This window comes from Ruegeria sp. Ofav3-42, from assembly GCF_022347725.1.
GTDB lineage: Bacteria > Pseudomonadota > Alphaproteobacteria > Rhodobacterales > Rhodobacteraceae > Ruegeria.
In genome coordinates this window covers 25,954-51,259 of the sequence record NZ_JAKRGB010000009.1, presented here as the reverse complement: position 1 = coordinate 51,259, position 25,306 = coordinate 25,954, and the positions used below count along the sequence as shown (strand labels likewise).

24 protein-coding genes are annotated in these 25,306 nt (G+C 57.3%); 20 read left to right on the top strand and 4 right to left on the bottom strand.

Going from position 1 to position 25,306, the window contains the following annotated elements; genetic code table 11:
- Nucleotides 1-27: 27 nt before the first annotated feature.
- From MHN28_RS14155 to MHN28_RS14135, 5 genes are all read left to right on the top strand, one after another.
- On the top strand, nucleotides 28-900 hold the full coding sequence (locus MHN28_RS14155; RefSeq protein WP_239342194.1) for a LysR family transcriptional regulator: 873 nt from the start codon (nucleotides 28-30) through the stop codon (nucleotides 898-900).
- A gap of 277 nt (nucleotides 901-1,177) precedes the next feature.
- Complete coding sequence (locus tag MHN28_RS14150) at nucleotides 1,178-2,128, top strand: glycine betaine ABC transporter substrate-binding protein (protein WP_239342191.1); 951 nt, start codon at nucleotides 1,178-1,180, stop codon at nucleotides 2,126-2,128.
- Between the two features lie 77 nt (nucleotides 2,129-2,205).
- Entirely contained in the window at nucleotides 2,206-3,243 is a 1,038-nt protein-coding gene (locus MHN28_RS14145) for a glycine betaine/L-proline ABC transporter ATP-binding protein (RefSeq protein ID WP_239342188.1), read from the top strand.
- Nucleotides 3,236-4,825 carry a proline/glycine betaine ABC transporter permease gene (locus tag MHN28_RS14140; RefSeq protein WP_239342185.1) on the top strand — a complete coding sequence of 530 codons (1,590 nt, stop codon included), beginning with the start codon at nucleotides 3,236-3,238 and terminating at the stop codon, nucleotides 4,823-4,825. Before MHN28_RS14145 ends, MHN28_RS14140 begins: the two co-directional genes overlap by 8 nt.
- A gap of 53 nt (nucleotides 4,826-4,878) precedes the next feature.
- Nucleotides 4,879-5,859 carry an arginase family protein gene (locus MHN28_RS14135; protein WP_239342183.1) on the top strand — a complete coding sequence of 327 codons (981 nt, stop codon included), beginning with the start codon at nucleotides 4,879-4,881 and terminating at the stop codon, nucleotides 5,857-5,859.
- Here the strand turns inward: MHN28_RS14135 and MHN28_RS14130 are convergent.
- Together MHN28_RS14130 and MHN28_RS14125 are read right to left on the bottom strand one after the other, a co-directional pair.
- On the bottom strand, nucleotides 5,856-6,827 hold the full coding sequence (locus MHN28_RS14130; protein WP_239342180.1) for an agmatinase: 972 nt from the start codon (nucleotides 6,825-6,827) through the stop codon (nucleotides 5,856-5,858). The genes MHN28_RS14135 and MHN28_RS14130 overlap by 4 nt on opposite strands.
- Before the next feature lie 70 nt (nucleotides 6,828-6,897).
- Complete coding sequence (locus MHN28_RS14125; RefSeq protein WP_239342177.1) at nucleotides 6,898-8,418, bottom strand: trimethylamine methyltransferase family protein; 1,521 nt, start codon at nucleotides 8,416-8,418, stop codon at nucleotides 6,898-6,900.
- Between the two features lie 184 nt (nucleotides 8,419-8,602).
- On the opposite strand from MHN28_RS14125, the gene MHN28_RS14120 reads away from it, so the two are divergent.
- Nucleotides 8,603-11,038: an FAD-dependent oxidoreductase gene (locus MHN28_RS14120; protein WP_239342174.1), complete on the top strand. Its 2,436-nt coding sequence runs from the start codon at nucleotides 8,603-8,605 to the stop codon at nucleotides 11,036-11,038.
- Between the two features lie 90 nt (nucleotides 11,039-11,128).
- On the top strand, nucleotides 11,129-12,100 hold the full coding sequence (locus MHN28_RS14115) for a LysR family transcriptional regulator (protein WP_239342171.1): 972 nt from the start codon (nucleotides 11,129-11,131) through the stop codon (nucleotides 12,098-12,100).
- Here the strand turns inward: MHN28_RS14115 and MHN28_RS14110 are convergent.
- Nucleotides 12,097-13,122 carry a LacI family DNA-binding transcriptional regulator gene (locus MHN28_RS14110; RefSeq protein ID WP_239342168.1) on the bottom strand — a complete coding sequence of 342 codons (1,026 nt, stop codon included), beginning with the start codon at nucleotides 13,120-13,122 and terminating at the stop codon, nucleotides 12,097-12,099. The genes MHN28_RS14115 and MHN28_RS14110 overlap by 4 nt on opposite strands.
- Before the next feature lie 137 nt (nucleotides 13,123-13,259).
- Between MHN28_RS14110 and MHN28_RS14105 the strand changes: the two genes are divergently transcribed.
- The 13 genes from MHN28_RS14105 to MHN28_RS14045 all read left to right on the top strand — a co-directional run bounded on the left by MHN28_RS14105 (nucleotide 13,260) and on the right by MHN28_RS14045 (nucleotide 24,507).
- A complete protein-coding gene (locus MHN28_RS14105) occupies nucleotides 13,260-13,445 on the top strand; it encodes a hypothetical protein (RefSeq protein ID WP_239342165.1) in 186 nt (61 codons plus the stop codon).
- Nucleotides 13,446-13,468: 23 nt separating this feature from the next.
- Entirely contained in the window at nucleotides 13,469-14,614 is a 1,146-nt protein-coding gene (locus tag MHN28_RS14100) for a TRAP transporter substrate-binding protein (RefSeq protein WP_239342162.1), read from the top strand.
- A 111-nt stretch (nucleotides 14,615-14,725) separates the two neighbouring features.
- Nucleotides 14,726-15,238 carry a TRAP transporter small permease gene (locus tag MHN28_RS14095; RefSeq protein ID WP_239342159.1) on the top strand — a complete coding sequence of 171 codons (513 nt, stop codon included), beginning with the start codon at nucleotides 14,726-14,728 and terminating at the stop codon, nucleotides 15,236-15,238.
- Between the two features lie 11 nt (nucleotides 15,239-15,249).
- The gene (locus MHN28_RS14090; protein WP_239342140.1) at nucleotides 15,250-16,578 is read left to right on the top strand and encodes a TRAP transporter large permease; all 1,329 of its coding nucleotides are present in this window, start codon (nucleotides 15,250-15,252) and stop codon (nucleotides 16,576-16,578) included.
- Between the two features lie 12 nt (nucleotides 16,579-16,590).
- Nucleotides 16,591-17,898: a histidinol dehydrogenase gene (gene hisD / locus MHN28_RS14085; protein WP_239342137.1), complete on the top strand. Its 1,308-nt coding sequence runs from the start codon at nucleotides 16,591-16,593 to the stop codon at nucleotides 17,896-17,898.
- Complete coding sequence (locus MHN28_RS14080) at nucleotides 17,891-18,652, top strand: SDR family NAD(P)-dependent oxidoreductase (RefSeq protein WP_239342101.1); 762 nt, start codon at nucleotides 17,891-17,893, stop codon at nucleotides 18,650-18,652. Before hisD ends, MHN28_RS14080 begins: the two co-directional genes overlap by 8 nt.
- Nucleotides 18,649-19,641: a zinc-binding dehydrogenase gene (locus MHN28_RS14075; RefSeq protein WP_239342098.1), complete on the top strand. Its 993-nt coding sequence runs from the start codon at nucleotides 18,649-18,651 to the stop codon at nucleotides 19,639-19,641. Before MHN28_RS14080 ends, MHN28_RS14075 begins: the two co-directional genes overlap by 4 nt.
- 11 nt (nucleotides 19,642-19,652) lie before the next feature.
- Nucleotides 19,653-20,063 carry a universal stress protein gene (locus MHN28_RS14070; RefSeq protein ID WP_239342095.1) on the top strand — a complete coding sequence of 137 codons (411 nt, stop codon included), beginning with the start codon at nucleotides 19,653-19,655 and terminating at the stop codon, nucleotides 20,061-20,063.
- A gap of 48 nt (nucleotides 20,064-20,111) precedes the next feature.
- Nucleotides 20,112-20,618, top strand: coding sequence for a sulfopyruvate decarboxylase subunit alpha (gene comD, locus MHN28_RS14065; RefSeq protein WP_239342092.1), 507 nt, complete (start codon nucleotides 20,112-20,114; stop codon nucleotides 20,616-20,618).
- Nucleotides 20,615-21,172, top strand: coding sequence for a sulfopyruvate decarboxylase subunit beta (gene comE / locus MHN28_RS14060; protein WP_239342089.1), 558 nt, complete (start codon nucleotides 20,615-20,617; stop codon nucleotides 21,170-21,172). Before comD ends, comE begins: the two co-directional genes overlap by 4 nt.
- A 168-nt stretch (nucleotides 21,173-21,340) precedes the next feature.
- Entirely contained in the window at nucleotides 21,341-22,639 is a 1,299-nt protein-coding gene (locus MHN28_RS14055) for a hypothetical protein (RefSeq protein WP_239342086.1), read from the top strand.
- A 15-nt stretch (nucleotides 22,640-22,654) separates the two neighbouring features.
- Nucleotides 22,655-23,773: a cytochrome-c peroxidase gene (locus MHN28_RS14050; RefSeq protein ID WP_239342083.1), complete on the top strand. Its 1,119-nt coding sequence runs from the start codon at nucleotides 22,655-22,657 to the stop codon at nucleotides 23,771-23,773.
- On the top strand, nucleotides 23,773-24,507 hold the full coding sequence (locus tag MHN28_RS14045) for an MbnP family protein (RefSeq protein WP_239342064.1): 735 nt from the start codon (nucleotides 23,773-23,775) through the stop codon (nucleotides 24,505-24,507). Before MHN28_RS14050 ends, MHN28_RS14045 begins: the two co-directional genes overlap by 1 nt.
- Nucleotides 24,508-24,540: 33 nt before the next feature.
- Here the strand turns inward: MHN28_RS14045 and MHN28_RS14040 are convergent, their stop codons facing one another.
- Nucleotides 24,541-25,284: an outer membrane protein gene (locus MHN28_RS14040; RefSeq protein WP_239342061.1), complete on the bottom strand. Its 744-nt coding sequence runs from the start codon at nucleotides 25,282-25,284 to the stop codon at nucleotides 24,541-24,543.
- Between the last annotated feature and the right edge of the window lie 22 nt (nucleotides 25,285-25,306).

Genomic DNA, 25,306 nt, shown 5'->3' with positions numbered 1-25,306 from the left:
TTGATTAAACTTCAGAAAAGGTGAAGCTTGGCGATCAAGATCGAGACATTGCGGTGTTTTTGCACCGTCGCCCAAACCGGCAATCTGGTCGAAGCTGCCGACAGGCTGGGCCGGACCCAGTCGGCGGTATCGATGACCCTCAAGCAGTTTGAGGAACATCTGGGTAAGAAGCTGTTTGAGGGAGAGCGCAAAAACCAGCTGTCTCCGCTGGGCATGCAAGTCTTTGAAACGGCGTTGAAACAGGTGCGGCAGTTCGACCAGACCATTCTTGAAATTGAGGCGGCCGCCAAAGCCGAACACGGGCTGTTGCGCATCGTGTCGGTGCCATCGGTCGCTGCATTGGTGTTTCCAAAGGTGTTGGCGCACATCACCCAGCGCTTTCCCGGTGTGAAGGTCGAGCTGCGCGACACCGACACGCAGCAGGTTTTGGACGCGTTGGTCGAGGGCAAGGCAGATATCGGTATCGCATCGGGGCAGCACGCGCTGAACGGTGTCCGGTCGATTCCTCTGTTCCAGGACAGGTTCGGTCTTGTCTGCGCGTCCGATCATCCACTGATGACTCAGCCGGTGCCTCCGACGATTGAACAGGTTTTATCGGTGCCATTCATCCGAAATGCGCTGTGTGAACATATCCAGTCGCCGCGGTTTCACGAGTCCGAGGCGCAGGCGGACGTTACCATTCACAATACCCATTCCTTGATCACGATGGTCCGGACCGGGGATTGGGTCACTGTCCTGCCGCAAACGGTTGCCGAATTCATCCCAGAAGCGACCGCGTTTCGCGAAATCGAGGACTTGCCTGATCAACGTCAGGTCTGTCTTTATGTAAACGAGCGCGCGCGGTTTAAAAATCTGACCCAAGAGGCCGTTACCTACATTCTAGAAAAGGGTGCGGTTTAACGGCAAATTTCTTGCGCTGGTTCCTGATGTGACGCCTGTTCAGTCGCAGTTCCGGGTAAATCGAAATATGTCTACGATAATCTCGAATACAAGCGCCTTATGGACGTAACTCTTGATGGGTGGCGCGTCTGCATGTTTCAATTTTCCGGCCAGCCTGGCGCAACGCGCCGGTGGCCAAAAACAGGGGAAGTATCGTCTTCCCGACTTGGTTTGCAAGGTGCACCACTGCCCACGGGTAAAAGATCAGCACCGCGGACGCCCAACATGGAGACACCAAATGAACAAACTAGCCACGTTACTGGGAGGCGCGTCCGTTGCGATCGCCGGACCAGCTCTTGCCGCTGATATTGTGATCGGCGTGCCGAACTGGCCTTCGGTTAATGCGACAGCGCATATTCTGAAGGTTGCGATTGAACAGAACCTCGGGCTTGAGGTTGAACTTCAGAACGGCACCAACCCGATCGTGTTCGAGGCGATGGATTCTGGTGCCATGCACGTCCACCCCGAAGTGTGGATGCCGAACCAGAAAAACCTGCACGACACTTACGTCACAGATAAAGGAACCGTCGCGTTCAACCCCAATGGCGTCGAAGCCTTTCAGGGGATGTGCGTGGACAAGGCGACCGCGGATGCCAACGGTATCAAGTCAATCGACGATCTGACCAATCCGGACATCGCGGCGCTGTTTGACAGCAATGGTGATGGACAGGGTGAGCTATGGATCGGCGCGCCGGGCTGGGCCTCGACCAATGTCGAGAAAATCCGGGCCAAATCCTACGGCTATGATCAGGTCTTTGAACTGACCGAGATCGACGAAACCGTCGCCTATGCCAACCTCGACAACGCGATCAAGGCTGGTGATGCGTGGGTCGGGTTCTGCTACACCCCGCATTACGTGTTTGAATTGCATGAGTTGCAGGTGCTGGAAGAGCCCGCCTACGACGCGGCGAAATGGAACGTGTTGCAACCGACAGACGATCCGGACTGGCTGGAAAAATCCGAGGCCGGTGTTGCCTGGGATCTGGCCTATCTGCATCTGCACTACGCAAAGTCCCTTGAGGAAGAGTACCCCGAAGTCGCCCGTATGCTATCCAACATGAAACTGGATACCGATACGGTTTCGGCGATGACCTATGCTCTGGTGATCGACGGTAAGGAACCAGCGGCCTATGCAGAGGAATGGGTTGGCGCAAATGAAGATGCCGTTCTGGGTTGGATGTCCGAGTGATTGACGCCCTTCGGAACTGAAACTCGGACAGGCCGTCGGGATAGCCCGGCGGCCTGTTTTGCATCAAAGGGACAAAAATGACCGAAACAGTCGTTAAACTGACGGATGTCTGGAAGATCTTTGGCGCCCGAGCCGAAGAAGCCATGGAAGCCGTTCGGAACGAAGGCATAGGCAAGCCTGAAGTTCTGGAGAGATTCAATTGTGTGGTCGGCGTTCAGGGCGCGACCTTCGAAGTGCCAAGGGGCGAGATTTTCTGCATCATGGGCCTGTCGGGGTCGGGCAAATCAACGCTGGTGCGGCACGTCAATCGCCTGATTGAACCCACCGCCGGTAAGATTGAGATTCTGGGACACGACGTGTCCAAGATTTCCGAGGCCGAGCTGCGCCGCATCCGGGCCATGCAAATCGGGATGGTGTTTCAACATATGGCGCTGATGCCGCACCGCTCGGTTCGGGACAATGTGGCTTACCCGCTGGAAATTCGCAAAGTGTCCAAGTCCAAGCGCTGGGCGGTTTCTGACCACGCCTTGGGGCTGGTGGATCTGACAGGGTATGAGGACCGCTTGCCCAAGGAATTGTCGGGCGGCATGCAGCAACGGGTGGGGATTGCACGTGCGCTGGCCTCGGACCCTGAAATTCTGTTGATGGATGAGCCGTTCTCGGCGCTCGATCCTTTGATCCGGCTGCAGCTGCAGGATCAGTTTAAGGCGCTGGTGGCGCAGTTGCAAAAGACCACACTGTTCATTACGCATGATTTGGACGAGGCCATCCGCATCGGCCACCGCATCGCCATCATGAAAGATGGCGTGATCGTTCAGATTGGCACGCCCGAAGACATCGTCATGAACCCTGCCGACGACTATGTGCGCGAATTTGTGCAGGGCATTTCCAAACTCAAACTGGTCAAGGCGCATTCGATCATGCAGCCGATCGACAGCTATTCTGGCCCCACCGAAGGCGCGCCGCGCGCGGATGAAGGTGCAGATCTGGACCAGTTGATCGATCTTGCGGTCAATACGGACCTACCGGTCATCATTACCGATTCAGGCAGCGATGTGGGGGTCGTTACCAAGCCGCGTCTGCTGCGCGGTATTCAGGGGGGCAAAAATGACTGATGCAACCACAGAAGTGAAAGTCACAGCCGCCTCAGACATCGAAGTCGACCGCGAGGCACTGGACCGTTCCATCCATGAGTTTGTAGGGCCGAATGGTGACTACTACGTCAAGGCGTTTCACAAAATCCACGACGCCACCAGCGGAGTACCCAACACGTTCAATATTTGGGCGGCTGTGCTGGGACCGTTCTGGTCAGCCTCACGCGCGATCTGGGGAATGTTCTGGACGTTCCTGATCCTGGAAATCATCGCCTGGGTTCAAATTGGGCGCGGCGCATGGGGTAACCCCGGTGCCGATCTGGCGGAACGCGCCGCGCGTCAGCAAGCGCGCGCGGACGAGTTGTTGGCCCGGGCGGCGGATGCTACCGAAAAAGCGGATATCGATCGCTTTAACAAGCTGGCTGCGAATATCCAGAAAGCCGCCGATTCCAGCTTTGAAAAAGCAGCCGCCGCTCAGTCCGAAGCATTGGGCATCATGGTGACGGGTCTGCTGATGCTGCTGGTCTTCAAGCTGGTGCAAGGGTTCTATGCGGACCGCGTATACGAAAAGCAGTACTCGAACTGGAGGACTGATCCGAACAGCACCGAAAGTGGCCGTTCTACCCGCAACACGGTTTTGGGTGCGGTGCTGATCGCCGCCATTGGACCTTTGATCGTATACAAGTTCACCGTAAACGCCTCACTGCCGTTATTGGATGCATTCCCCGAGCAGGAAGTATCCGAGATGATACTGGGTGAGGGCAACGGAACTATATTCTCAAATCTTGCAAGCTGGATGGAGGCGCAGATCGACGCGGCCGCCGCGGCCGGGGGTGACGTGTTCGACGGGATCGTGGCCGGCGTGCGATCAGTTCTGGATGCGCTGACGGTTGCGCTGATCGGCTCTCCGTGGCCGGTTGTAATGCTTGTGATCTGCGTGACCGCGTGGCGCGCGGCTGGACCGAGGGTGGCGATCTTTACCGCGTCGTCATTGGCCTACATCGCTTTGCTGGGTTACTGGGATGTGGCAATGGAAACTGTGGCTCTGGTTGGCGCGGCAGTGTTGCTGTGCGTTGTGTTCGGCATCCCGTTGGGTATCTGGTTCGGTAAATCCAAACGCGCCTATCGTGCCGCCGAACCGGTTCTGGACTTGATGCAGACGCTTCCGGCCTTTGTTTACCTGATCCCGATTATCGCCTTCTTTGGCACCGGCAACCCGCCGGGCATTCTGGCCACGATCATCTTTGGCATGCCGCCGGTGATCCGCCTGACGGCTTTGGGGATGCGCGGCGTTCCGGAAAGCATCAAAGAGGCGGCGGTCGCATTCGGGGCTTCGAAATGGCAATTGCTGAAGGATGTCGAGATCCCGCTGGCGCTGCCATCGATCATGACAGGTGTGAACCAGACCATCCTGATGTGCCTGTCGATGGTCGTCATCATCTCGCTGATTGGCGGCGGTGGATTGGGCAAGGAAATCCTTGAAGCACTGCAATACGCCGCCAAAGGGCCGGGCCTGCTGGGCGGGTTTGCAATTCTGTTCCTGGCCATGGTCATGGACCGGATCGTGCAAGGGGCTTTCCGGCGAGAAGACGAAAAAATCTGAATACTTGCGCCCCCGGTTCAGATCGGGGGCGTTTTCTTTGATCGAGGGAAATCATGACCGACCGTTACGAAAAATCTATGATGGAAAATCTGTATTGGTGGGGTGTCCCCACCCTGTTCCGTTGCCCCAATGTCGGACCTGAGGGGCAGGATATCGCGCTGGTGGGGGTGCCACATTCGACCGGCAATGGCACGACCGAAAGGGATCAGCATCTGGGTCCGCGCGCTTTGCGCCATGTCTCGGCTGTACAGCGGCGGGTGCACTCGGTATTCGAAATCGACCCTTGGAACAGTGCGCGGATTGCGGATGTGGGAGATGTGCCGTTTCCAAAGGCTAACGACAACGAGGACTGCATCGAGCGCATCACCGAATTCTACAAGGATATCGATGCGGCCGGAGCACGCCCCGTTTCTGTCGGCGGAGACCATTCCATTACCGGCGGGATTGTGCAGGCGCTGGGCCGTGGCCAGATTGCAGGTGGCCAGCCGGTCAGTTTCCTGCACCTTGACGCACATACGGATGTATTCACCAAGGTCGACCACTTTCTGGGCGCCAAAAAGTCGGCGGCCCACTGGGGCGCGTATCTGGCCGATCAGGGGCAGGTCGATCCGACACGGTCAATGCAGATCGGGCTGCGGGGCCATCCGCGCAGTCTGGACTGGCTGCAGCCATCCTACGACTATGGTTATAACATCGTCACCATGCGCGAATTCCGCCAGCGCGGGCTTGAAGATGTCGTGGCGCAGACCAAAGAAGTTCTGGGCGACCGGCCGGTTTATATCACCTTCGACCTGGACTGCCTCGACCCGACCGTGGCGCCTGCTGTGTCCAATCTGGAGCCCGGCGAGAAGGGGTTCGATATTGATGAGGCTGTTGGCATTCTGCGCGCGGCGCGTGGGTTGAATATTGTGGGCGGCGATGTGGTCTGCATGATGCCGACCAAGGACAGTCCGAACAACATCACCGCGCTGACCGCAGCGGCGGTGATGTTTGAGATGATTTCGATGATCGCTGAGAACGTCGCCGCAAGTTAAGCTCGTCGGGTATCGACGGCCTGTGCCAGAACGCAAAGCAGTTCGAACATCAGCGAAATGCCCAGCCACGCGGTGCCCCCGTTCGGATCGAACGGGGGTGAGACCTCAACCAGATCGGCACCAATCAGGTTCACGCCCGACATCTGACGAATGACTTGCTGAGCCTGAAAACTGTTCGGTCCGCCGATCTCGGGCGTGCCGGTGCCAGGCGCGTAAGTTGGGTCCACGAAGTCGATGTCATAGGTGCAATAGGTGGGGGCCTTTCCGACGATACCGCGCACCTCGGCCATCACGTCATCGATCCCCCGATCAAACAGCTCTTCGATGCGGATGATGCGAATGCCCTGTGCCTCGCCCCACTCGATATCTTCGGTGTTGTAGGCTGTGCCGCGAATGCCGACCTGCACAAAGCGTTTGGGGTCGACCAGACCTTCTTCGACCGCGCGTCGAAACGGAGTGCCGTGGGTGAACTTATGGCCTCCAAAATAACCGTCGAAAAGGTCTGTGTGACTGTCAAACTGGATCAAGCCAACAGGGCCTGTGGCGGCCAGTGCGCGCAGAACGGGCAGGGTGGTCAGGTGATCCCCGCCCGCAGTCAGAGGCGTGATGCCTTTGGCGCGCAGGGTCGAGTAATAGTCAGTGACCCGGTTGAGCGTATCTTCGATATCGACCGGATTGGGCGCCACGTCCCCCAGATCTGCGCAATTGACCAACGAGAACGGCGCGACTCCGGTAACAGGGTTCATGGCGCGGATCATCGTGGAATAGTCTCGCAGCTGTCTCGGGCCGTGTCGCGCGCCGGGGCGGTTGGTGGTGCCGCCGTCCCAGGGGATGCCAACAAGGCCCAGCTCGACATCGGAGATGCGCTCGTGGTTCAAATCCAGACTTGGCAGGCGCATGAAAGTAGGAATACCGGCAAACCGGGCCAGCTCCATCGCCGAAACCGGCTGAAAAAATGAATCGGTCATGGCCTATCCTCCCTAGGTTTCCCGGGTGACCCTAGCGGGTCATCAACCAACAGGGAATGCCCTGTGATTTTCAGATCAGAATGCGGAAACGATTGCGAATTTCGGCATCCTGTTCGGCGGTCAGGTATTGCGGGTGATGGCTGGCCAGAACCTCTTTGGCGTGCTCGCGGGCGGATGACCATGAGTCCCTTGCCCCATCTTCCTGCCATGTGCGCGGTTCCTGACGGTCTGCAAGCTTGGGATAGAAATAATCCCGTTCCATCGCGGCATAAGTGTGTTCGCTACCCAAAAAGTGCCCGTCACCCAGAACCGATTGGCAGATGGCGTCAAAAGCAAGGTTCTCCTCGGTAACCTCGATCCCGCGCAAGGCGCGATAGGTGTGCGAGTGCATTTCGTTGTCCAGGACAAAAGCCTCGAAACTCGCGCCCAGCAGCGATGCGGTCATGCCCGAACTCTCATAGATCAGATTGCCCCCGGCCAGCGCGGCGGCAAGCGACGTCATCCCCTTCTCAACACCGTATTGCGCATCAATGGCTTTGGCATCCGTCATCGAGGCCGCGACGCCGGAAGGCAGCCCCATCCAGTTGATGATCTGCGCAGACGCGGCGTTGAGAATAGCGGTCTCACCGCTGCCTCCGGCAAATGACCCGGTTCTGAGGTCCACGATGAAGGGCCAGTTGGAAAACACCATCGGAAAGCCGGGTTTGATTGTGTTGACCATCACAAGGCTGGCCAGTGTCTCGGCCAGCGATTGCGCCAGAAACCCGGCCAATGTTGCCGGAGCTGTCGCCCCAGCCTGTGCGGCTGTGATGCAGGACATCGGGATGTTATGGGCGATGCACTCATAGACGACGTCTACCGCGTCTTCGCCATATCTCAGCGGAGAAATGACCGGGCTGATCTGGGCTTTCAGAAAGGGTCTTTTGGCAAATTCACCCGGCCCTCCAGCCACGATATCCAGCATATCAATGATTGGGCCAACGTGTTCGGCCAGTGTGAACGAGGTGGCAATCGGCTTGGTAGTGTTACGTACCAGCGCGTAGACCGTGTTGACGTCCAGATCATACACGTCGGGAACGTCTGTCGCCACGCAGCACCGGGTGAACCAACTGACATTGGCCAACGTATCCTGCAGCCGCGTGAAGTCATGCAGATCGGCCAACGTGGACGGGCGGTAAACTCCGCTGTCGATGTCCAGCGTCTGAACTGCGGCGCCACCGGTGCCAAAGAACACGCGGTCACCACCAACCTCGATCGAACGAATTTCATCCCGACCGTGGAAAACGAAACTCTTGGCGGCCGAGTTGATCGCGCGCTGGACCATCGCGCGCGGAAACACCAGCCGGTCCTGTGCAACGGGTTGAGCCCCTTCAGATTGGAGATCGGCAGCAAGCCGTTCTGGAACGTTACCCATACCCAGCTGCTCAAGCAGACGCAGAGCGGTGTCGTATATCTGCTCGATTTCCGCTGGGCTTAATGGCTTGAACGTGCCGCCTTTTTGGCCGGGTGGACACGGATCAACAACCGGCTTTGCGGCACGCTGTGCATGTCGCGCTTTTCGACCGCTTCGCTTAGTACCCTCCGATGTCATCCGGCCCAATTCCCTTACTCTGTTTTTTGCACCGTAAGACGCAGGACGAGCCGGTATCAAAGAGGAAACGCGATTTTCAGAATCCGAAATCGCAGTTTCGATTTTCCAGCACCGGCATTTGTGCGGTTGTCCCCGTAACCTGTTATTCCGCAAGACTTGTCCGGGACCGATGGGAGCAAAGCCAATGAAGTCACGAACCAGAGCCGTTGTGATCGGAGGCGGGATCGCCGGATGTTCGACCCTGTATCACCTGACTCAGGAGGGTTGGACCGATGTGGTGCTCGTCGAGCGGGACGAACTCACCTCGGGTACAACCTGGCATTCTGCTGCGCAGGTTACCAATTTCGGCATGAACCAGACGATGGTGGGCCTGAAATCTCATTCGATCCGATTGTACAAAGAGCTGGCCGACGATCCGGACTATCCGATCAACTACCATCACGGCGACGGTGGGATACGTCTGGCCAATACCGAGGGACAGATGCAGGGCTATCGTCATTTCGCCTCGATGGCCCGGGGAATGGATGTCCATTTCGAGGTGATCGATGCCGATGAATGCGCGCGCCGCCATCCGTTGATTTCGACCGACAACCTGATCGGCGGTTTGTGGGACCCGTTGGACGGGGACATCGACCCTGCACAATTATGTCAGGCGCTGGCGCGCCGGGCGCGTAAGGCAGGGGCAGAGGTCTATCGAAACACGCCCGTAACCGGATTGACGCAACACAGCGATGATACCTGGACCGTGCATACTCAGCACGGCGATATTGATTGTGACGTTGTGGTTAACGCCTGCGGCTATCGGGTCAATGAAGTTGGCGCGATGATGGGTGTCCATCATCCAGTGTCGTCGATGGAGCACCAGTATTTCCTGACCGAAGAAATATCCGCCATACGCGATGCCGGACACCGGATGCCTCTGCTTCGGTGTCCTATCAGCGACTATTATTGTCGGCAGGAAAAGAATGGCCTGCTTGTCGGGTTTTACGAACAGGGCTGCAAAACCTGGGGGATGGACGGGATCGATCCCAATTTCGTCAACGCATTGTGCCCAGACGATCTGGACCGTGTAACGGATGTGCTGGAAGGTGCCTTTGCGCGAATGCCCGCGCTGATGGAGGTCGGCATTCATACGGTGGTTAATGGGCCAATCACCTACACAATCGACGGTGCCCCGATGGTCGGGCCGATACCCGGCAAGCGCAACGCTTTTTGCATTATCGGTTTGCGCGCGGGCCTGGGCGAAGGCGGGGGACACGGTTGGCTGTTGGCACAGCAAATCGTGCACGGTGAGGCATGTTATGACACTTGGTGCCTCGATCCGCGGCGGTTCACGGGCCATGCGAACGTAGAACTGACAGCGCTAAAGGCGATTGAGGATTACCAGAACGAATTCCGGTTTCACTTTCCCCATGAACATCGTCCCGCCGGTCGCCCTGCCAAGACAACCCCTCTGACGCCTGTTCTGGCGTCCGAAGGGGCAGAGTTCACCGTGGTCAACGGGTGGGAGAGGGTGGATTACATCAAACCTTCCCCTGATTTCTCACCAACACACAGTTTCGATTTTGACGAAACCTTCGAACTGATCGCGGCCGAGGTTCGGAACGTTCAGACCGGCGTTGGATTGGCCGAAGTGAACGGATTCAATCGGATCGAAATCACCGGCGCTGACAGGCATGCGTTTCTGGACAGGATGTTTTGCGGTACCGTAATCCGGCGCGAGGGGCGCGTCGGGCTGGGTTATCTGCTGAACCATCACGGTATGGTCAAGGCCGAGGCGACGGTGGCCAACCTGCCCCAAAGCGATCGGGGGCCGGATCGTGTGTGGTATGGCTCGGCCGCAGCAAGCGAGTTTCACGACATGGATTGGTTGCGGAAGCACTTGCACAGCGGCGAAGACGTTCACCTGCGCAGCCTCACAAATGACCAAACCATTCTGGTACTGGCAGGGCCCAAGTCGCGAGACGTATTGTCAGCGTGTGCCAGAGGGGACTGGTCCGCCGATACGTTCCCCTGGCTCAGCGTCCGTGAGTGTTTCGTCGGCATTGCTCCGGTTACTGTCATGAACCTCAGTTTCTCGGGTGAGTTGGCCTATGAAATCCACGTGCCAAACGCCTCGCTCTACGCGGCCTATCTGGCGCTGCGCCGTGCCGGCGAAGCGCATGGTTTGAAGCTGTTTGGTGCGCGGGCCGTTGAGTCGATGCGAATGGAGAAGAGCTTTTTGCATTGGAAAGCTGATCTTATCACTGAGTTTGACCCTTTTGAAACTGGCCTTGAACGGTTTGTACGACTGGAAAAGGGTGATTTCATCGGGCGCGATGCATTGCTGAAACGGAAGTCGGAAAGGCCGCGCAAAAAACTTGTTTCGCTGCAAGTCTCCTCGACCCGCGCCCCCGCGCATCCAGGCGCGTCGCTGATGTTGGGCGATCAGGTCGTTGGCACGATCACCTCAGGCGAATGGGGGCATCGAACGGGTCTGAACCTGGCGCATGGGTTTGTTGACCCCTCATGGACGGAGATAGGGTGCGAAATGGAACTGGACAGTTGCGGCCAACGCGTTCGCGCCACGGTGATCCCGCCCAGTCCATACGACCCGGGTTTCGAGCGGATGCGGGCGTAAGCCATGACCCGGCCGCCAAATTCATCATTGCCGTAGAAGCAAATCTTTGCTTCGCTAGTTTCGAACAAATCGAAACAACGGTCGAACGCTGTGTCAAAGTCTCTGAGCCTGAGATGGCTGGAAGTTTTCCAGCTGATCGCCAAATCCGGATCAATCCAGCAGGTCGCGTCTGAAACGGGCTTGTCGATCAGTACGGTCTCGAACCATCTGCGCAGCTTGGAAAACGCGCTGGGCATCGAACTGGTGGACCACGGTCGCAGACCTATGGGTCTAACACCGGCGGGCGAAGTGTTTGCGCGTTATGTCCGCGACGGCCTGACTGTTCTAAAGCGTGGTGAGGCGGAAATCCGGACCGGCAACTGGCAACATGCGACCGACCTGCGACTGGCGCTAATTGACGATTTCGATAACCAGATCGCACCTGATCTGGTCCGGTTTCTGGCGCAGGCCCTGCCGCGCTGCAATTTCCGCCATTTCACGCGCCCAAGTCACGAAATCCTCGCCAAGCTGCAAGAACACAAACTGGATGTCGGCGTCGCCACAAGGCCACCGGGGCGAACCGAGGGGCTGGTCGAGTATCCTCTCATGCGCGATCCGTTTGTTGTTGTACTGCCCAACAGCTTTGAAGGGTCTCCCGAAGAACTGTTTACCCCGGATGCGGATTTACCATTGCTCCGGTATTCGCGCGACTACGTGATCGGAAAACAGATCGAGATCCAGCTGGCGCGCAGCAAGTTCAGCCTGCCAAACCGGTTCGAATTGGAGTGCAATCAGTCCATCATCGGATTGGTCGCCCAAGGCAGTGGCTGGGCGATCACTACTGCAGCGTGTTTTCACCGGACGCAGCGGTTCCATAACAGCGTCAAAGCCATGCCCTTTCCGGGCAGCAATTTTGTGCGAACCGTGTCGTTGTTCACTACTGAAGTTTACCCTGTGACGACCTCGGAATTGATTCAGAAGGTTATGGGGAAACTGATCCGGCAGCATTTCACGCGACCCATGTGCGCAAAATACTCGTGGTTAAAAGACGAATTCCGCACCATGGAGGCAGAAGCCGCCTAACCTTGCGCTGGCCTGCCCAGTGAAGGGCGATTGACGATGCGTGTTGCTAACTGCTCGCCTTCTCCATCTGTTTGGTTTTCGACCATTTCAACAAGTTGCAAGGCTGCTTTGCGCCCCATTTCCCGATGCGGGACATGTACAGTCGTCAGTTCAGGGCTGACAATTCGGGCAAGTTCTATATCGTCGAAGCCAGTAATCGATACATCGTCGGGCACGTCCAGCCCCATTTCCTGCGCCTGCCGCATGGCCCCGGCGGCCAACACATCGTTGCCGCAAAGTATGGCGGTTGGCCGGGTTTCAGCTTTCATGAGTTCGCAGAACGCGGTGGCGCCGTTTTCGATTTCGTAGGGGGTTTCGACAATCTTGAGATCGCCGGACTCAAGGCCGCTGTGGCTGATCGCGTCCCTAATGCCTTCGACCCTCAGGCGTGCACGATCATTGCCCTCGACGATGCCAGAGATCACAGCGATCCGTTCGTGCCCTAGTGAAAGAACGTGATTGGCCAGTTCGAACATGGCTTTGCGGTTGTCAAATCCAACAGAGGGGAGCCTTGAGTCGGGCAAATATGACCAGGCGATCAAGGCGGGGATTTTCCGTTGGTTCAAATAGTCATAGATCTTGGGATCGCGATCGTGACCGATCAGCAGCAACCCGTCGGCACCACGGGCAATCAGTGTCCGAATCTGCTCTTCTTCGATGTCGGGTTTGTACGCCGAGCTTGAAACCAGCAGCGTGTATCCGCGGTGGTGCAATTCTTCCTGAAAGGCCTGAAGACCACGCGCAAAAATCGCGTTTTCCATGGTCGGAATAATTGCACCAATGGTGAACGAACGCTTGGCCGCCATGACCCGAGCCGCAAAGTTTGGCGTGTATCCCAGAGCGTCAACGGCTGATTGGACACGCTTACGCGTGGCTTCGACCACTCGGTCCGGAGTGTTTAGGCAACGGGAGACGGTTGCCGTCGAAACGCCGGCCATTTTGGCCACATCATCCAGTGTCGGAGCGGACCGAAGTTTCGCCATTTACAAACTCTCAATTTGCTTTTGCCAATAAGTGTAAACTCAACCGCATCCGGAGGAAAGTAGATATGTAAGCGCTTGCATTTTGAATGTAAGCGCTTACAAATGATGCCGGACCGATTCCAAAGGGAGTCCAAGAGATGTTTCTGGCTGCATCCATAATCGTGTTTGTCATCTACTTTGCGAACGTGGCTTTAGGAGCTTTTGCCAACAGCGCTTTTCTTGGGGATGTCGGAGAGATGTTGGTTCTGTTCGCGGCGTCGATCCTGTTCGTTGTCGCAATTCTGAAAAAGGAGGCTGACCGCGACGCAGAAAGCGACAGCTGACTTTTCCAATGGGAGGGCACTAAATGAAGAACGACAGAAACGATCTGGCGTCAGAAGAGCGCCGCAATTTCCTAAAGCTCAGCGCCAGCGGTGCGTTTACGGCTGCGTTGGTTGCCGGTGCTGGGGGCGTCCTGTGGTCGTCCGAAGCCGCTGCGCAAACGGCAAAAGAAGAACGTGAGCGCGAGCAAGCGGCAGACCATGTGATGACCGTCGCCACCGCTTATGTGCTGGGTGCATCGCGCAGTTATCCGATCATGCAGCTGGATCTGAAAGAGAACATCCAGAACGCAACTAATGGCAAGGTCTACGTCAAGCTTGCACCCGGCGGTCAGCTGGGTGCTGGCGGTGCGCTGGTGCAAAAGGTTCAAGGCGGAACCATTCAGGCCGCGCAGCACTCGCTGTCCAATTTCGCGCCATTCGCGTCGACCGTAGACCTTATCAACATGCCGTACTTGTGCGGTTCGAACCAAAAGTTCACCAACCTTGTGCATTCCGACACATGGCAGAACGAAGTCCACCCGAAGGTTGAGGCCGCCGGGTTCAAGGCGCTGTTCTACGTGGTGATTGACCCGCGCGTCGTTGCAGTGCGTCAGGGCGGCAACGCCATCATCACGCCCGGCGACATGAGCGGTATCAAGTTCCGGGTGCCCGGTTCGAAAATGCTGCAGCAATACTATCGCATGGTCGGTGCGAACCCGACGCCTGTTGCATGGGGTGAGACCCCCTCGGCCATCAAGCAGGGGGTTGCGGATGCGCTCGATCCGTCGGTCGGCGCGCTGTATGTGTTCGGCTTCAAGGACATCCTCAGCCATGTGACCTTTACGCAGGCCGTGCCTGACAGTCAGGTCTATTCGTGCAACCTCGAATGGTTCAACTCGATGCCGCCGGACGTTCAGGAAGGCATCATGTGGGGCTCGGAAATGACCAGCCATCAGAACCTTGCCAAAGTTCCCTCGGCCCGTGCCTATGCCATGGCCGAACTGAACAAGGCGGGTGTGGAGTTCCATTCGCTCAGCGCGGACCAACTGGCCGAATGGGAAAGTGTCGGTGGCTATCAGAACGCCGATTGGGATCCGTTCAAGACCGAATTGGCAGGATCAATGGACGCCTTCGAGAAACTGGTCGAGGCGGCCGGGACGCAAGGCCAATACTACGTCCACGACGCCTGATGCTGTTGCTGCGGGCGCTTCTCAGGCTCCCGCAGCACACTCAATCAGCCAGGGCGGAAAAGGCATAAATCCAAAGGCGCTGGCTTGGCTGTCCACTCATCGAGGGAACCGATGACCATACTCCAAAACATAGACCGCAACGCCGAGCGCTGGCTGCTGCTGGTGTTCTACGTGATGCTGGTCATCACCATGGCTATCGAGGTTCTGCGGCGCGAGATTTTTGCCTATTCCTCGATCTGGGGCGAAGAGATCGTCCGGTATTCGTTCATCTACCTCGCCTGGATCGGAGCCGCAGCGGCGGTCAAGGAACGCGCCCATATCCGCATCGACGTCATCATGCATTACCTCGGGCCGCGCCCCAAGGCGGTGCTGTATATCTTCGGCGATCTGGTGATGTTCGTGGTCGCGGTCATCGCTCTCTATTGGTCGTATGAGGCGGTTCATGTCTCAGCCAAGTTCGGATCTGTCACCGACGGTTTGCGGGTTTCCAAGGTTTGGTTCCTGATGGCGGTTCCAACCGGCTTTGCGCTGATGATCTGGCGTCTGATCCAATCCCTGATGCGTGACATCAAATCCCTTCGTGACGGTACGCCCGTTTTCGAAGGCGACAAGCTGTTTGACTGAGGGGAAGCACTATGCTCTGGAACTCTCTCAATCAAACCGTGGAACTGGGGTGGGATTTTTACGTTCCCGTTATCCTGTTTGTCGCCTTGATCGCGATGGCCGTTCCGGTCTGGGCCGCAATTGGTTCAGCCGCTATCGTTATGCTGGTCATGTCTGGTGATCTGCCGCTAAGCTTGGTCGGCGAGAGCCTGTTCACCGGCATTGACGCCTTTGCCCTGACCGCTGTGCCGTTGTTCATCCTGACCGGCGACGTACTGGTCCGCACCGGGTTGTCGCGCAAGTTTCTGGACGTGGCCGAGGCGCTAACCTGTTTTGCGAAAGGCGGGTTCGGTTCAGCCACTGTTCTGGTCTGCGGCATGTTCGCCGCGATCTCAGGCTCGGACGCGGCTGGCGCGGCTGCTGTGGGGCGGATGACGATCAATCGGTTGGTCGAAAGTGGTTACCCGCGCCCCTATGCCTGTGCGCTGGTGGCTGCGGGGGCCTGTACCGGCATCCTGATCCCGCCCTCGATTGCGTACATCATTATTGGCCTTGTGCTGGGTATCTCTGCCTCGACCCTGTTTCTGGCAGCGTTGATCCCGGGTCTGGCCATTCTGGTCTCGATCCTGATCACCAACATCATCATGAACCGCCTCTACGCCTATGAGGGCGGTGGCATGATGACCATGGGCGAATGGCTTGCCAATCTGGGCAAGGCTTTGAAGTCCGGCTGGTATGCGTTCATTGTGCCTGGGATCATCTTTTACGGCATTTTCTCGGGGCGCCTGACCCCGACCGAGGCCGGGGCGACCGCTGTGGTCGTCACCATCATCATGGGCTTCATCCTGCGTACGCTATCGTTGGCTGACTTCCCATCAATGCTGGTCAGTTCAGCCAAGGTGAACGGAGTTATTCTACCGATCATTGCCTTTTCTGCACCTTTGGCCGAGGCGCTGGCGATCATGGGTGTACCTCAGGGGTTTGTTGCCTCTGTCACCGCAATGACCGACGATCCGTACCTCTTGATCCTTTTGATGATCGGCATCCTGATCGCCGCAGGTTGCGTCATGGAAACGACGCCAAACATTGTTATCCTCGCGCCGATCCTGAAACCACTGGCCGACAATATCGGCATGAACGAGATTCAGTTCTGCATTATGATGATCACCGCGCTGGGCGTAGGGTTCATCACTCCGCCGCTGGGCCTGAACCTGTTCGTCGTCTCGGGCATCACGGGCGAGTCCATCCTCAAAATCGCGGCCCGTGCTGTGCCTTTTGTTTTGACAATGCTGATTGTGGTTCTTCTGATTGCGTATGTGCCCTCGGTTTCGACCACGCTGCTTCCTGAAATCTACCAATAGGACCTACCGAATATGCCTCGTGACTACCTGAAAAAGGCAACTCTGACACCGCAATCCCATGCCTCGGAAGTGCATGACACGGTCAAGACCATCCTTGCCGATATCGAGGTCGGCGGCGATGCCAAAGCGCTGGAATACGCAGCCAAGTTCGACAAGTACGAAGGCAATGTCTTGATGAGCGCAGAGGAAATCGAGGCGGCCATTGCGTTGGTGCCGGAAAAGCTGAAGGCCGATATCCGCTTTGCCCACGACAATGTGCGCCGCTTTGCCGAAACGCAGAAAGCCACTGTGTCCGATGTGCAGATGGAGATCGTTCCGGGCTTCATCGCCGGCCAAAAGGCCATCCCGGTGGATGCCGCAGGCTGTTACGTGCCCGGAGGGCGCTATAGCCACATCGCCAGTGCGATCATGACCGTAACCACTGCCAAGGTTGCCGGATGCCGCCACATTACGGCCTGTTCTCCTCCGCGCCCAGGCGAAGGCGTTGCACCTGCGATCGTTTATGCGGCGCATATCTGCGGGGCCGACAGCATTCTGGCGATGGGCGGTGTGCAGGGTGTGGCCGCCATGACCTACGGGCTGTTCGGCCTGCCACGCGCCAACATCCTCGTGGGCCCCGGCAACCAATTCGTAGCCGAGGCCAAGCGTATTCTCTATGGCAAGGTCGGCATCGACATGATCGCGGGCCCTACTGACAGCCTGATCCTTGCGGATAGCTCGGCGGATGCGCATGTGGTGGCCACCGATTTGGTCAGTCAGGCCGAGCACGGATACAACTCACCCGTTTGGCTTGTCACCGATGACCGCGATCTTGCGCAAAAGGTCATGGGGCTTGTGCCGGTGCTGATCGACGATTTGCCCGAATTGAATCGAGAGAACGCTGCCGCTGCATGGCGCGACTATGCCGAGGTCATTGTGTGTTCAGACCGCGAAGAAATGGCAGCTTGTTCCGACGAATACGCGCCCGAACACCTGACCGTTCAGGCCGAGGATCTGGATTGGTGGTTGGATCGGCTGACCTGTTATGGCTCGCTGTTTTTGGGCGAAGAGACCACCGTGTCCTATGGCGATAAGGCGACAGGCACGAACCACGTCCTGCCGACGTCAGGTGCGGCCAGCTATACCGGTGGCCTGAGTGTCCACAAGTACATGAAGATTGTCACTTGGCAGCGGGCAACACGCGAGGGTTCGAAGTCCATCGCCGAAGCCACCGCGCGCATATCCCGCCTTGAAGGGATGGAGGGGCATGCTCGTGCCGCGGATATTCGTTTGGCAAAATACTTCCCTGACGAACAGTTCGATTTGACTGCCGATGGATGATCCGCGCGCGTTGTTTGATCTGACAGGGCGGGTGGCCTGCGTGACCGGGGCCAGCTCGGGCCTTGGCCGTCGGGCGGCGCTGGTGTTGGCCGCTGCCGGTGCGCACGTGGTTGGCGTCGCGCGTCGGGCTGAGGCATTAGCCGAATTGCGGGCGGAAAGCGGAGAAAACATAGATACCGTCGTTGCAGATGTCGCTGATCGGTCTCGCATTGCGAAGCTGGCCAATCAGGTCGGCGCCAGATTTGGCCCGCCGGACATCGTGGTGCATGCAGCGGGGATCAATACCCGCGAAGCGGCCGACGAGGTGACTGCTGATGGCTGGGACCAGACCCTTGCTTTGAACCTGAGCACGCCGTTCTTCCTCAGCCAGGCATTAGTGCCCGCGATGAAGGCCAGGGGGTGGGGGCGGATCGTGAATTTCGCATCACTGCAGACTGCACGCGCGTTTCCGGGCGGTATCGCTTACGGAGCCAGCAAAGCCGGGATCGGACAGTTGACGCGGGCCATGGCCGAAGCGTGGTCGCCTCACGGTGTAACCGCCAACGCTATTGGGCCGGGGTTTTTCCCAACCGAACTGACGCAGGCGGTGTTCGATGACCCCGAACGCTCTGCCCGGAATGCCGAGCAGACCTGCGTGCACCGAAACGGGCGGATTGAGGACATCGACGGCCCGATCCTGTTTCTGTGCTCCAGGGCGTCCGACTACGTAACCGGGCAGATTTTGATGGTTGACGGGGGGTTCACGGCGAAATGAAAGCGATTGTGTATCAGGGGGTCGAGCGGTTGGTCTATGAGGACGTCCCTGATGCTTCGCCCGATATCGGTGAAGAACTGATCCGGGTTGAGGCCGTCGGAATCTGTGGCTCGGACATGCATGCGTATCTGGGCCACGACGCGCGCCGGCCCGCCCCGCTTATTTTGGGCCACGAGGCTGCGGGCACCATCGTTGGTGGTCCGCGTGACGGTGTGCGCGTGACGATCAATCCGCTGGTGACCTGCGGTGTATGCCCGGCTTGCAGGACCGGGCGCGAAAACCTGTGCATTGACCGCCAGATCATCTCGATGCCACCTCGAGAAGGGGCATTCGCGCAATACGTCGCTATGCCAGATGCCAATCTGGTTGAGGTTCCGGATCATGTGACCTTTCAGCAGGCGGCGCTAGCCGAGCCACTTGCTGTCAGCTGGCACGCCGTCCGGTTGGGCCTTGAAGCGCTGGACCCTGCAATGGGACGGCAAGCGCTGGTCATCGGGGGCGGCGCAATTGGTGTGGCTGCCGCGTTGGCACTGAATGCCGCTGGTATCGAGGACGTGGTCATTGTCGAGCCAAACGCGCCGAGGCGCCTGTATCTGCAAAGGTTTGACGCTTTCAAAACGGTTGAAACCACAGCAGATACCTACCCTTTGGTGATCGATGCTGTTGGTTACTCTGCAACCCGCGCTGCTGCCTCGCGGCTTGTCCAACCGGGGGGGGTAATCGCGCATGTTGGGCTGGGTGAAGACTCTGGAGGGTTGGACATACGCCGTATGACCTTGCAGGAAATCACATTTATCGGCACCTATACGTATACGGCTGAGGATTTTCGAAAGACCGCGCAAGCCATTTTCGATGGTCGACTGGGCGCGTTGGACTGGGTCGAGGAGCGGGCGTTGCCCGACGCCGCCGACGCGTTTCGTGACTTGCAAAGTGGCGTAGTCGCCGCGCCAAAGATTATCCTCGCACCCTGGGTCCAGGCCCGGCAGTAACGGAGGTATTCATGTATAAAAAAATTCTCGTACCAATGGCATTGGATCATGGGATTTCTCAACACACCCTGGAAGTTGCCCGGGCGCTCTCGGCAGAGGGTGCCGAAATCGTGGCCCTGCATGTCTATGAAATGCCCCAAGGGTCTGTCAGTGCCTACCTCGACAAGGATGTCGTTGCCGAAGGGTTCCGCGCGGCGCGCAATCTGTTGCGGGACAAGGTTTCGGGGCTTGAAGGTGTTCAGGCAGAAGTCGTCAAGGGGCACACGGCCCGCACGGTGATCGATTTTGCAACTCAAAACGACTTTGACTGCATTGTCATCGGTTCGCACAAACCGGGCATCAGCGACTATTTTCTGGGATCGACCGCCTCGCGTGTCGTCCGCCATGCGCACTGCGCCGTGCATGTGCACCGCAGGCTTTAACCCGTAAATCGCGCCAAGTGCGCCCCATACAGGACTGACAAAACGGATATGAACATAGACAAGAAAATCACCGACGATCTGGTGGCCAACGATATCTCGTTTGTCACTACGGTTCCGTGCAAGCAGCTGGCCGGGGTGATCGAAGAGATTGACGCGCGCGAGGGCATCTACCACATCCCTTCCAACAAGGAAGATGAAGGTATGGGCCTGTGTGCCGGTGCATGGATGGGCGGTAAGCGTCCTGCCATCATCATGCAGAACACAGCGATCGGTGTGACGATCAACACGCTGGCGACGCTGATCCAGTATTACCGGATGCCGTTGCCCATGCTGATCTCATACCGCGGTGAACTGCGCGAGCCAATCGCCTGCCAAGTCGAAATGGCGGTGCACACCAAGGCGCTGTTGGCGCAGCTGAATATCCCGGCCTATCACTTCCACCATCAGGCGGATGTCGAGGAATTGGACGCGATCCTGAAATACACCTTCATGTGCAACAAGCCGGTTGCCATTCTGACCGACGCCAATTTTTGGGGAGGCTACGGCGACCAATGATCCGTTCTGAAATCCTTAAAGAAATCGCACCGATCCTACGGGATCAATTGGTTGTCTGTAACATCGGCATCCCCAGCCAGGAACTGCACGCTATCGACGACCAGCCCACCAACTTCTACATGCTGGGCACGATGGGTCTGGCCTCGTCCATCGGCTTGGGGTTGGCTTTGTCACAGCCGAAACCGGTTATCGTGATCGACGGCGACGGGTCGGTTCTGACCAATCTGGGCACGCTACCGACCATCGCCAACAATGTGGCCGACAACTATATTCTTTTGATCGTCGACAACGGCTCTTACGGGTCGACCGGGGATCAGCCGACCTATGCAGGCCAAAAAACGTCTCTGTCCAAAATGGCGGCGGCGGCCGGGTGTGAGCGCGTAATCGAGTGTCAGGCCGAAGACACCGGCCGTGTCCTGCAAGAGGCGCTTGATGCCAAGCAAATGACGATCATCGTCAGTAAGTGTGAAAGCGGCAATGCCAAGATGCCGCCGATTACAATGGACCCTGTTGTTATCCGAGATCGCTTTATGAAAGCAGTTCAAGGCACTTAACGCATTCCGCCGAGTAAACGCCAAGCAAACGCCGCCTGTCGCAAGGCGGCGTTCTTCGTTGGCGGGCAAGGGTTGGTTTGGTGCAAAGAATGCAATGTGATATTACGTAAGGTAAGGTGCATTTCTCACCGCCGTTTTTCCGAAGTTTCATCACAAGGGGGGAAGGCTATGAAACTTAGCAAATTTACTCAGATCACATTGACTGGCGCAGCTCTGATGGTCTGCGGTCTGTCGGCGGCTGAGGCTCAGAACCGCGAGGAAAGTCAGGGTATGGTGCTGCTGCGCGGGCTGCCGACGCTGGATACCAAGCACAGCGTGGCGATTGTCGAGCTGGATCCGGAATCGGACCGTTTCGGAGAGATCCTTAGCGAGGTTGAACAGCCCGACATGCAGCACCCGCTGCATCACCTATATTACAGCCCAAATGGGCGCCTGTATTCAACCGGGCTGGACCCGTCCTGCAGCCTGGCCGAGATTGGACTGTCCCGTGACGCCAGCGGGACGCCGGTGATCGAAGGTTTCACATGCCTGGACACTAAAGGTCAGGTCGTTGGCGAAGACATCATGTGGACGACCTCGAACGGGCAGGAGTACATGTTCGTGACCTTCATGGGCGGCACAGGCGGTGACGACGGCGGTTCGGTTGGTGTGTTCGACACGCAGACCAACGAAGTCGTCAAGATCATCGAAGCCCGCAAAAGTCAGATCGGCGAGGGTGAGCCGTACATCATGTACCCGCACGGTATTTCCGCGTTCGAAGACCGGATGGTGGTCACCTCGACGATACATCCGGACATGGTAACCGGGGTGGGGAATGTGTTGACGATTATCGACCTCAATACGCTCGAACCCATCGAGAATATTCTGGTCGAAAACGAGAAGCCATTGGATTTTCCATCTTCTCCGGTCGAGGTTCTGTTCGCGCGGCCCAGCATGCATGCCGACATCGAACCCGCCATTCTGGCCAATACGATGTTTGGGTTTGAAACCTGGAAAGTGCCCTATGACGCCAGTTCCAAAACGTTTGGAGAGGCCGAGGTCATCTATAGTGGTGTCTCCAATGAAACCGCTGTTCCGCTGGAGTTCTACGGCACCGAGGATGAGCTATTCATCTCGCACGCCCTGCCGGGCGTTGTGAAGCGCTATGAATTGGCGGCACTGCCCGAACTGGTCTCAACCGGGCCGGATATCGTTGCCGACCCGGGCGCGCATCACATGATCTTTTTCACGTCCGCTTCGGGCAGGGACCTGATCGCCATTCAGAACAATCTGCTGAATCTGGGGAACGCGGCCGACGAGGACCCGACCGATGTGGATTTTATCGCCGATCTGAACGCCCACACGATCACGATTCATGATCTGGAAACAGGTGAGCGCATCGCTGAGGTGAATTTCAAAGATCGCTACAATAAAGGCGTGGACAACGTCGAAGGGCTGTTCGGATCGGGTTTCGTGCACCACCATTAATGCTCTGGAGGCGCTATGCTTCGAGTGTTTTTGACAATAACCGCTGCCGCATTGATTGCGGCAGCGTGGATAATCTGGGACCGCACGCGCGGCCCCGTGTCGACGCCCATCGCGGATTTCTCGGCACCCTTTATATTCGGGCGCTTTGCGGTCCCGCCGGACAATCCGTTGACCGAGGAAGCCTTTAGCCTCGGCAGGCACCTTTTCTATGACCCTATACTGTCCGGCAACAATCAGGTCGCATGCGCATCGTGCCATGTGCAGGCTTTGGCGTTTACCGACGGGCTGGCAAAGTCACCCTCATTGTCAGGGGGCGAACTGGGCTTTAGCTCAATGAGCCTGGCGAACCTGCTTTGGGGGCAGGAGCGGTTCTTTTGGGATGGGCGCGCGGCTTCGTTGGAGGAGCAAGCTCTATTGCCAATCCAGCACCCGGATGAGATGGATCAGGACCTAGACGCGTTGATTGGCGAGTTGCAGACGTCCCGTGCGTACCGAAAGATGTTTCGCCGGGCGTATGGCGAGGTCAGTGCCGATAATATAGCGCGCGCTTTGTCGACATTCATGCGCATGTTGATCTCGTCAGACTCGAAATATGACAAGTACCTACGGGGTGAGGAGCGTTTGACCGCGCAGGAAGAACACGGGCGCAAACTGTTCATGGCACACCCGGACACCAAAGTTTCGTTGCGCGGAGGGAATTGTATCGACTGCCACAGCCAGTTTCTGACATCCGGGTTCCGCGATGCGCTGGACGGGTTTTCGAACAATGGGCTGGATTCAGACGAAGATCTGCCCGATGGTCTTATGGCCGTGACGGGAAACCCGGCGCATAAAGGGTTTTTCAAGGTCCCGACACTGCGCAACATCGCGGTGACAGCACCATACATGCACGACGGTCGGTTCGAGACGTTGGAAGATGTCATGGATCATTACAATGACGGTATTGTCGTCAGCGATACACTCAGCCCATTGATCCTTGAGGCAGACAATGCCCCGCAAGCCGGACAGCAAACTGTTGGCCTGCGCATGACGCCCGAAGAAATCGACGCCATCATCGCCTTTCTGCATACGCTGACCGATGATGCCTTTCTGACAAATCCACAGTTTTCCGACCCGTTTGAAGGAGGTACCTGATGCGAGGTTCTCGGATTTTTTTGGGGATTGCGGTGCTGCTGATCCTGATCGCCGGGGGCGCTTTGTATGTCGCGCTCAAGCCCGAAGGCAGGACCTCGATCACTCTGACCTTCCACGCCAAAATGGGCAAAACTCCCCTGGTGTTTGACGAATTTGTCTACGAGAATCCCGGCGGGACCGGTACATTCAGGGTTCGCGATTTTCGGTTCTATCTCAGCAATTTGACCCTGTCGGAAGAAAGCGCATCCTTCGCCCAGCCCGATAGTTATCATCTGCTTAGGTTCGACAATCCCGATACGTCGCATTCGATTGTATTGAACGATGTTCCTCTTGGCACCATAGATCACGTGCGTTTCCTGATCGGGGTGGACCCCGATGCCAATGGCTCGATTGAGGTGCGGGGCGATCTGGACCCCAACAGCCAAATGGCCTGGAATTGGGAAGTCGGTTACAAGTTTGTCGTTTTGGAAGGAGCGCTGCGCGTCGGCGAAGACGTGTCGCCGCTGGTCTACCATGTAGGCTTTTCCGAAAACGCGCGCGAGGTTGCCTTTGCTTTACCGCCGGGTGTTTCGGCCGATGATGACACCGAGGTGCATTTGACCGTCGATCTGGCGAAACTGTTCGACGGCCCGGTGCAAATCGACATGGAGGCGATGTCGTCGGTCAAGTTCAACCGCGCTGACGCCAAGATGCTGGCCGACAACTATGCGACTATGATCGATCCTGCGTTTTAGCAGGATCAGATCATGTCGAGTGCGAGGGAATTCTCAGAACCGATACGTCGCGCCGATCAGCGGGCCGGACTGGGAGAACTTGAAATCACTGCCGTTGATCTCATGATCAAATGAGATGTAGCGATAGCCGCCTCTGATCAGCCATCTTTCATTGATTTCGTAATCCGCAGTCAGCAACACCTGCCAAGTCTCGCTGTCACTGCTGAACCCGCCATAGTCGAAGAACCCTGTGCCTGACCATCTGTCATTGAACGCGACACGCGCCCTTACACCGATGACCGGGTCCGTCCAGCTTTCATCAACATTGGCGGATCGGCCCGGTGCTGTCCCCGGCAGAACGGTGAAATCCGTTTGGGTGCGGAACCAGCGGAAACCACCAACCACGTCCACGAAACTCGTGTCAGTTGTGTAGGCCCTATACCCGACATAGCCGCTAAAAAACTGAGTTGTGAGGGAGGTTTCCAACCCAGAACTTGCCGGTCCGGGTGTGTCGTTGCTGAAAGAGACGTCTACATAGTTGTAGTCGGCCAGAAATGACCAGCGCCCATTGGAGGCGCCAAATACACCCATGAAGGCCAGATCAAGATTCGAAAGCGCGTCCGAGAAACTGAGCGTCCCGTCCACTGTTCCACGCGCCGTTTCCTGGGAAACCTCTGTCTCTGGCATAAACAAATAGATTGTCGCTTCGTAAGACCAATCGGATTGCTGCGCTGTTGCCATCGGCACCCATGACGCCAATGTTAGCGCGGCGGTTGCTATTGCCTTTTTAAAACCCATAGTAATTCTCCCTTTAATCCAA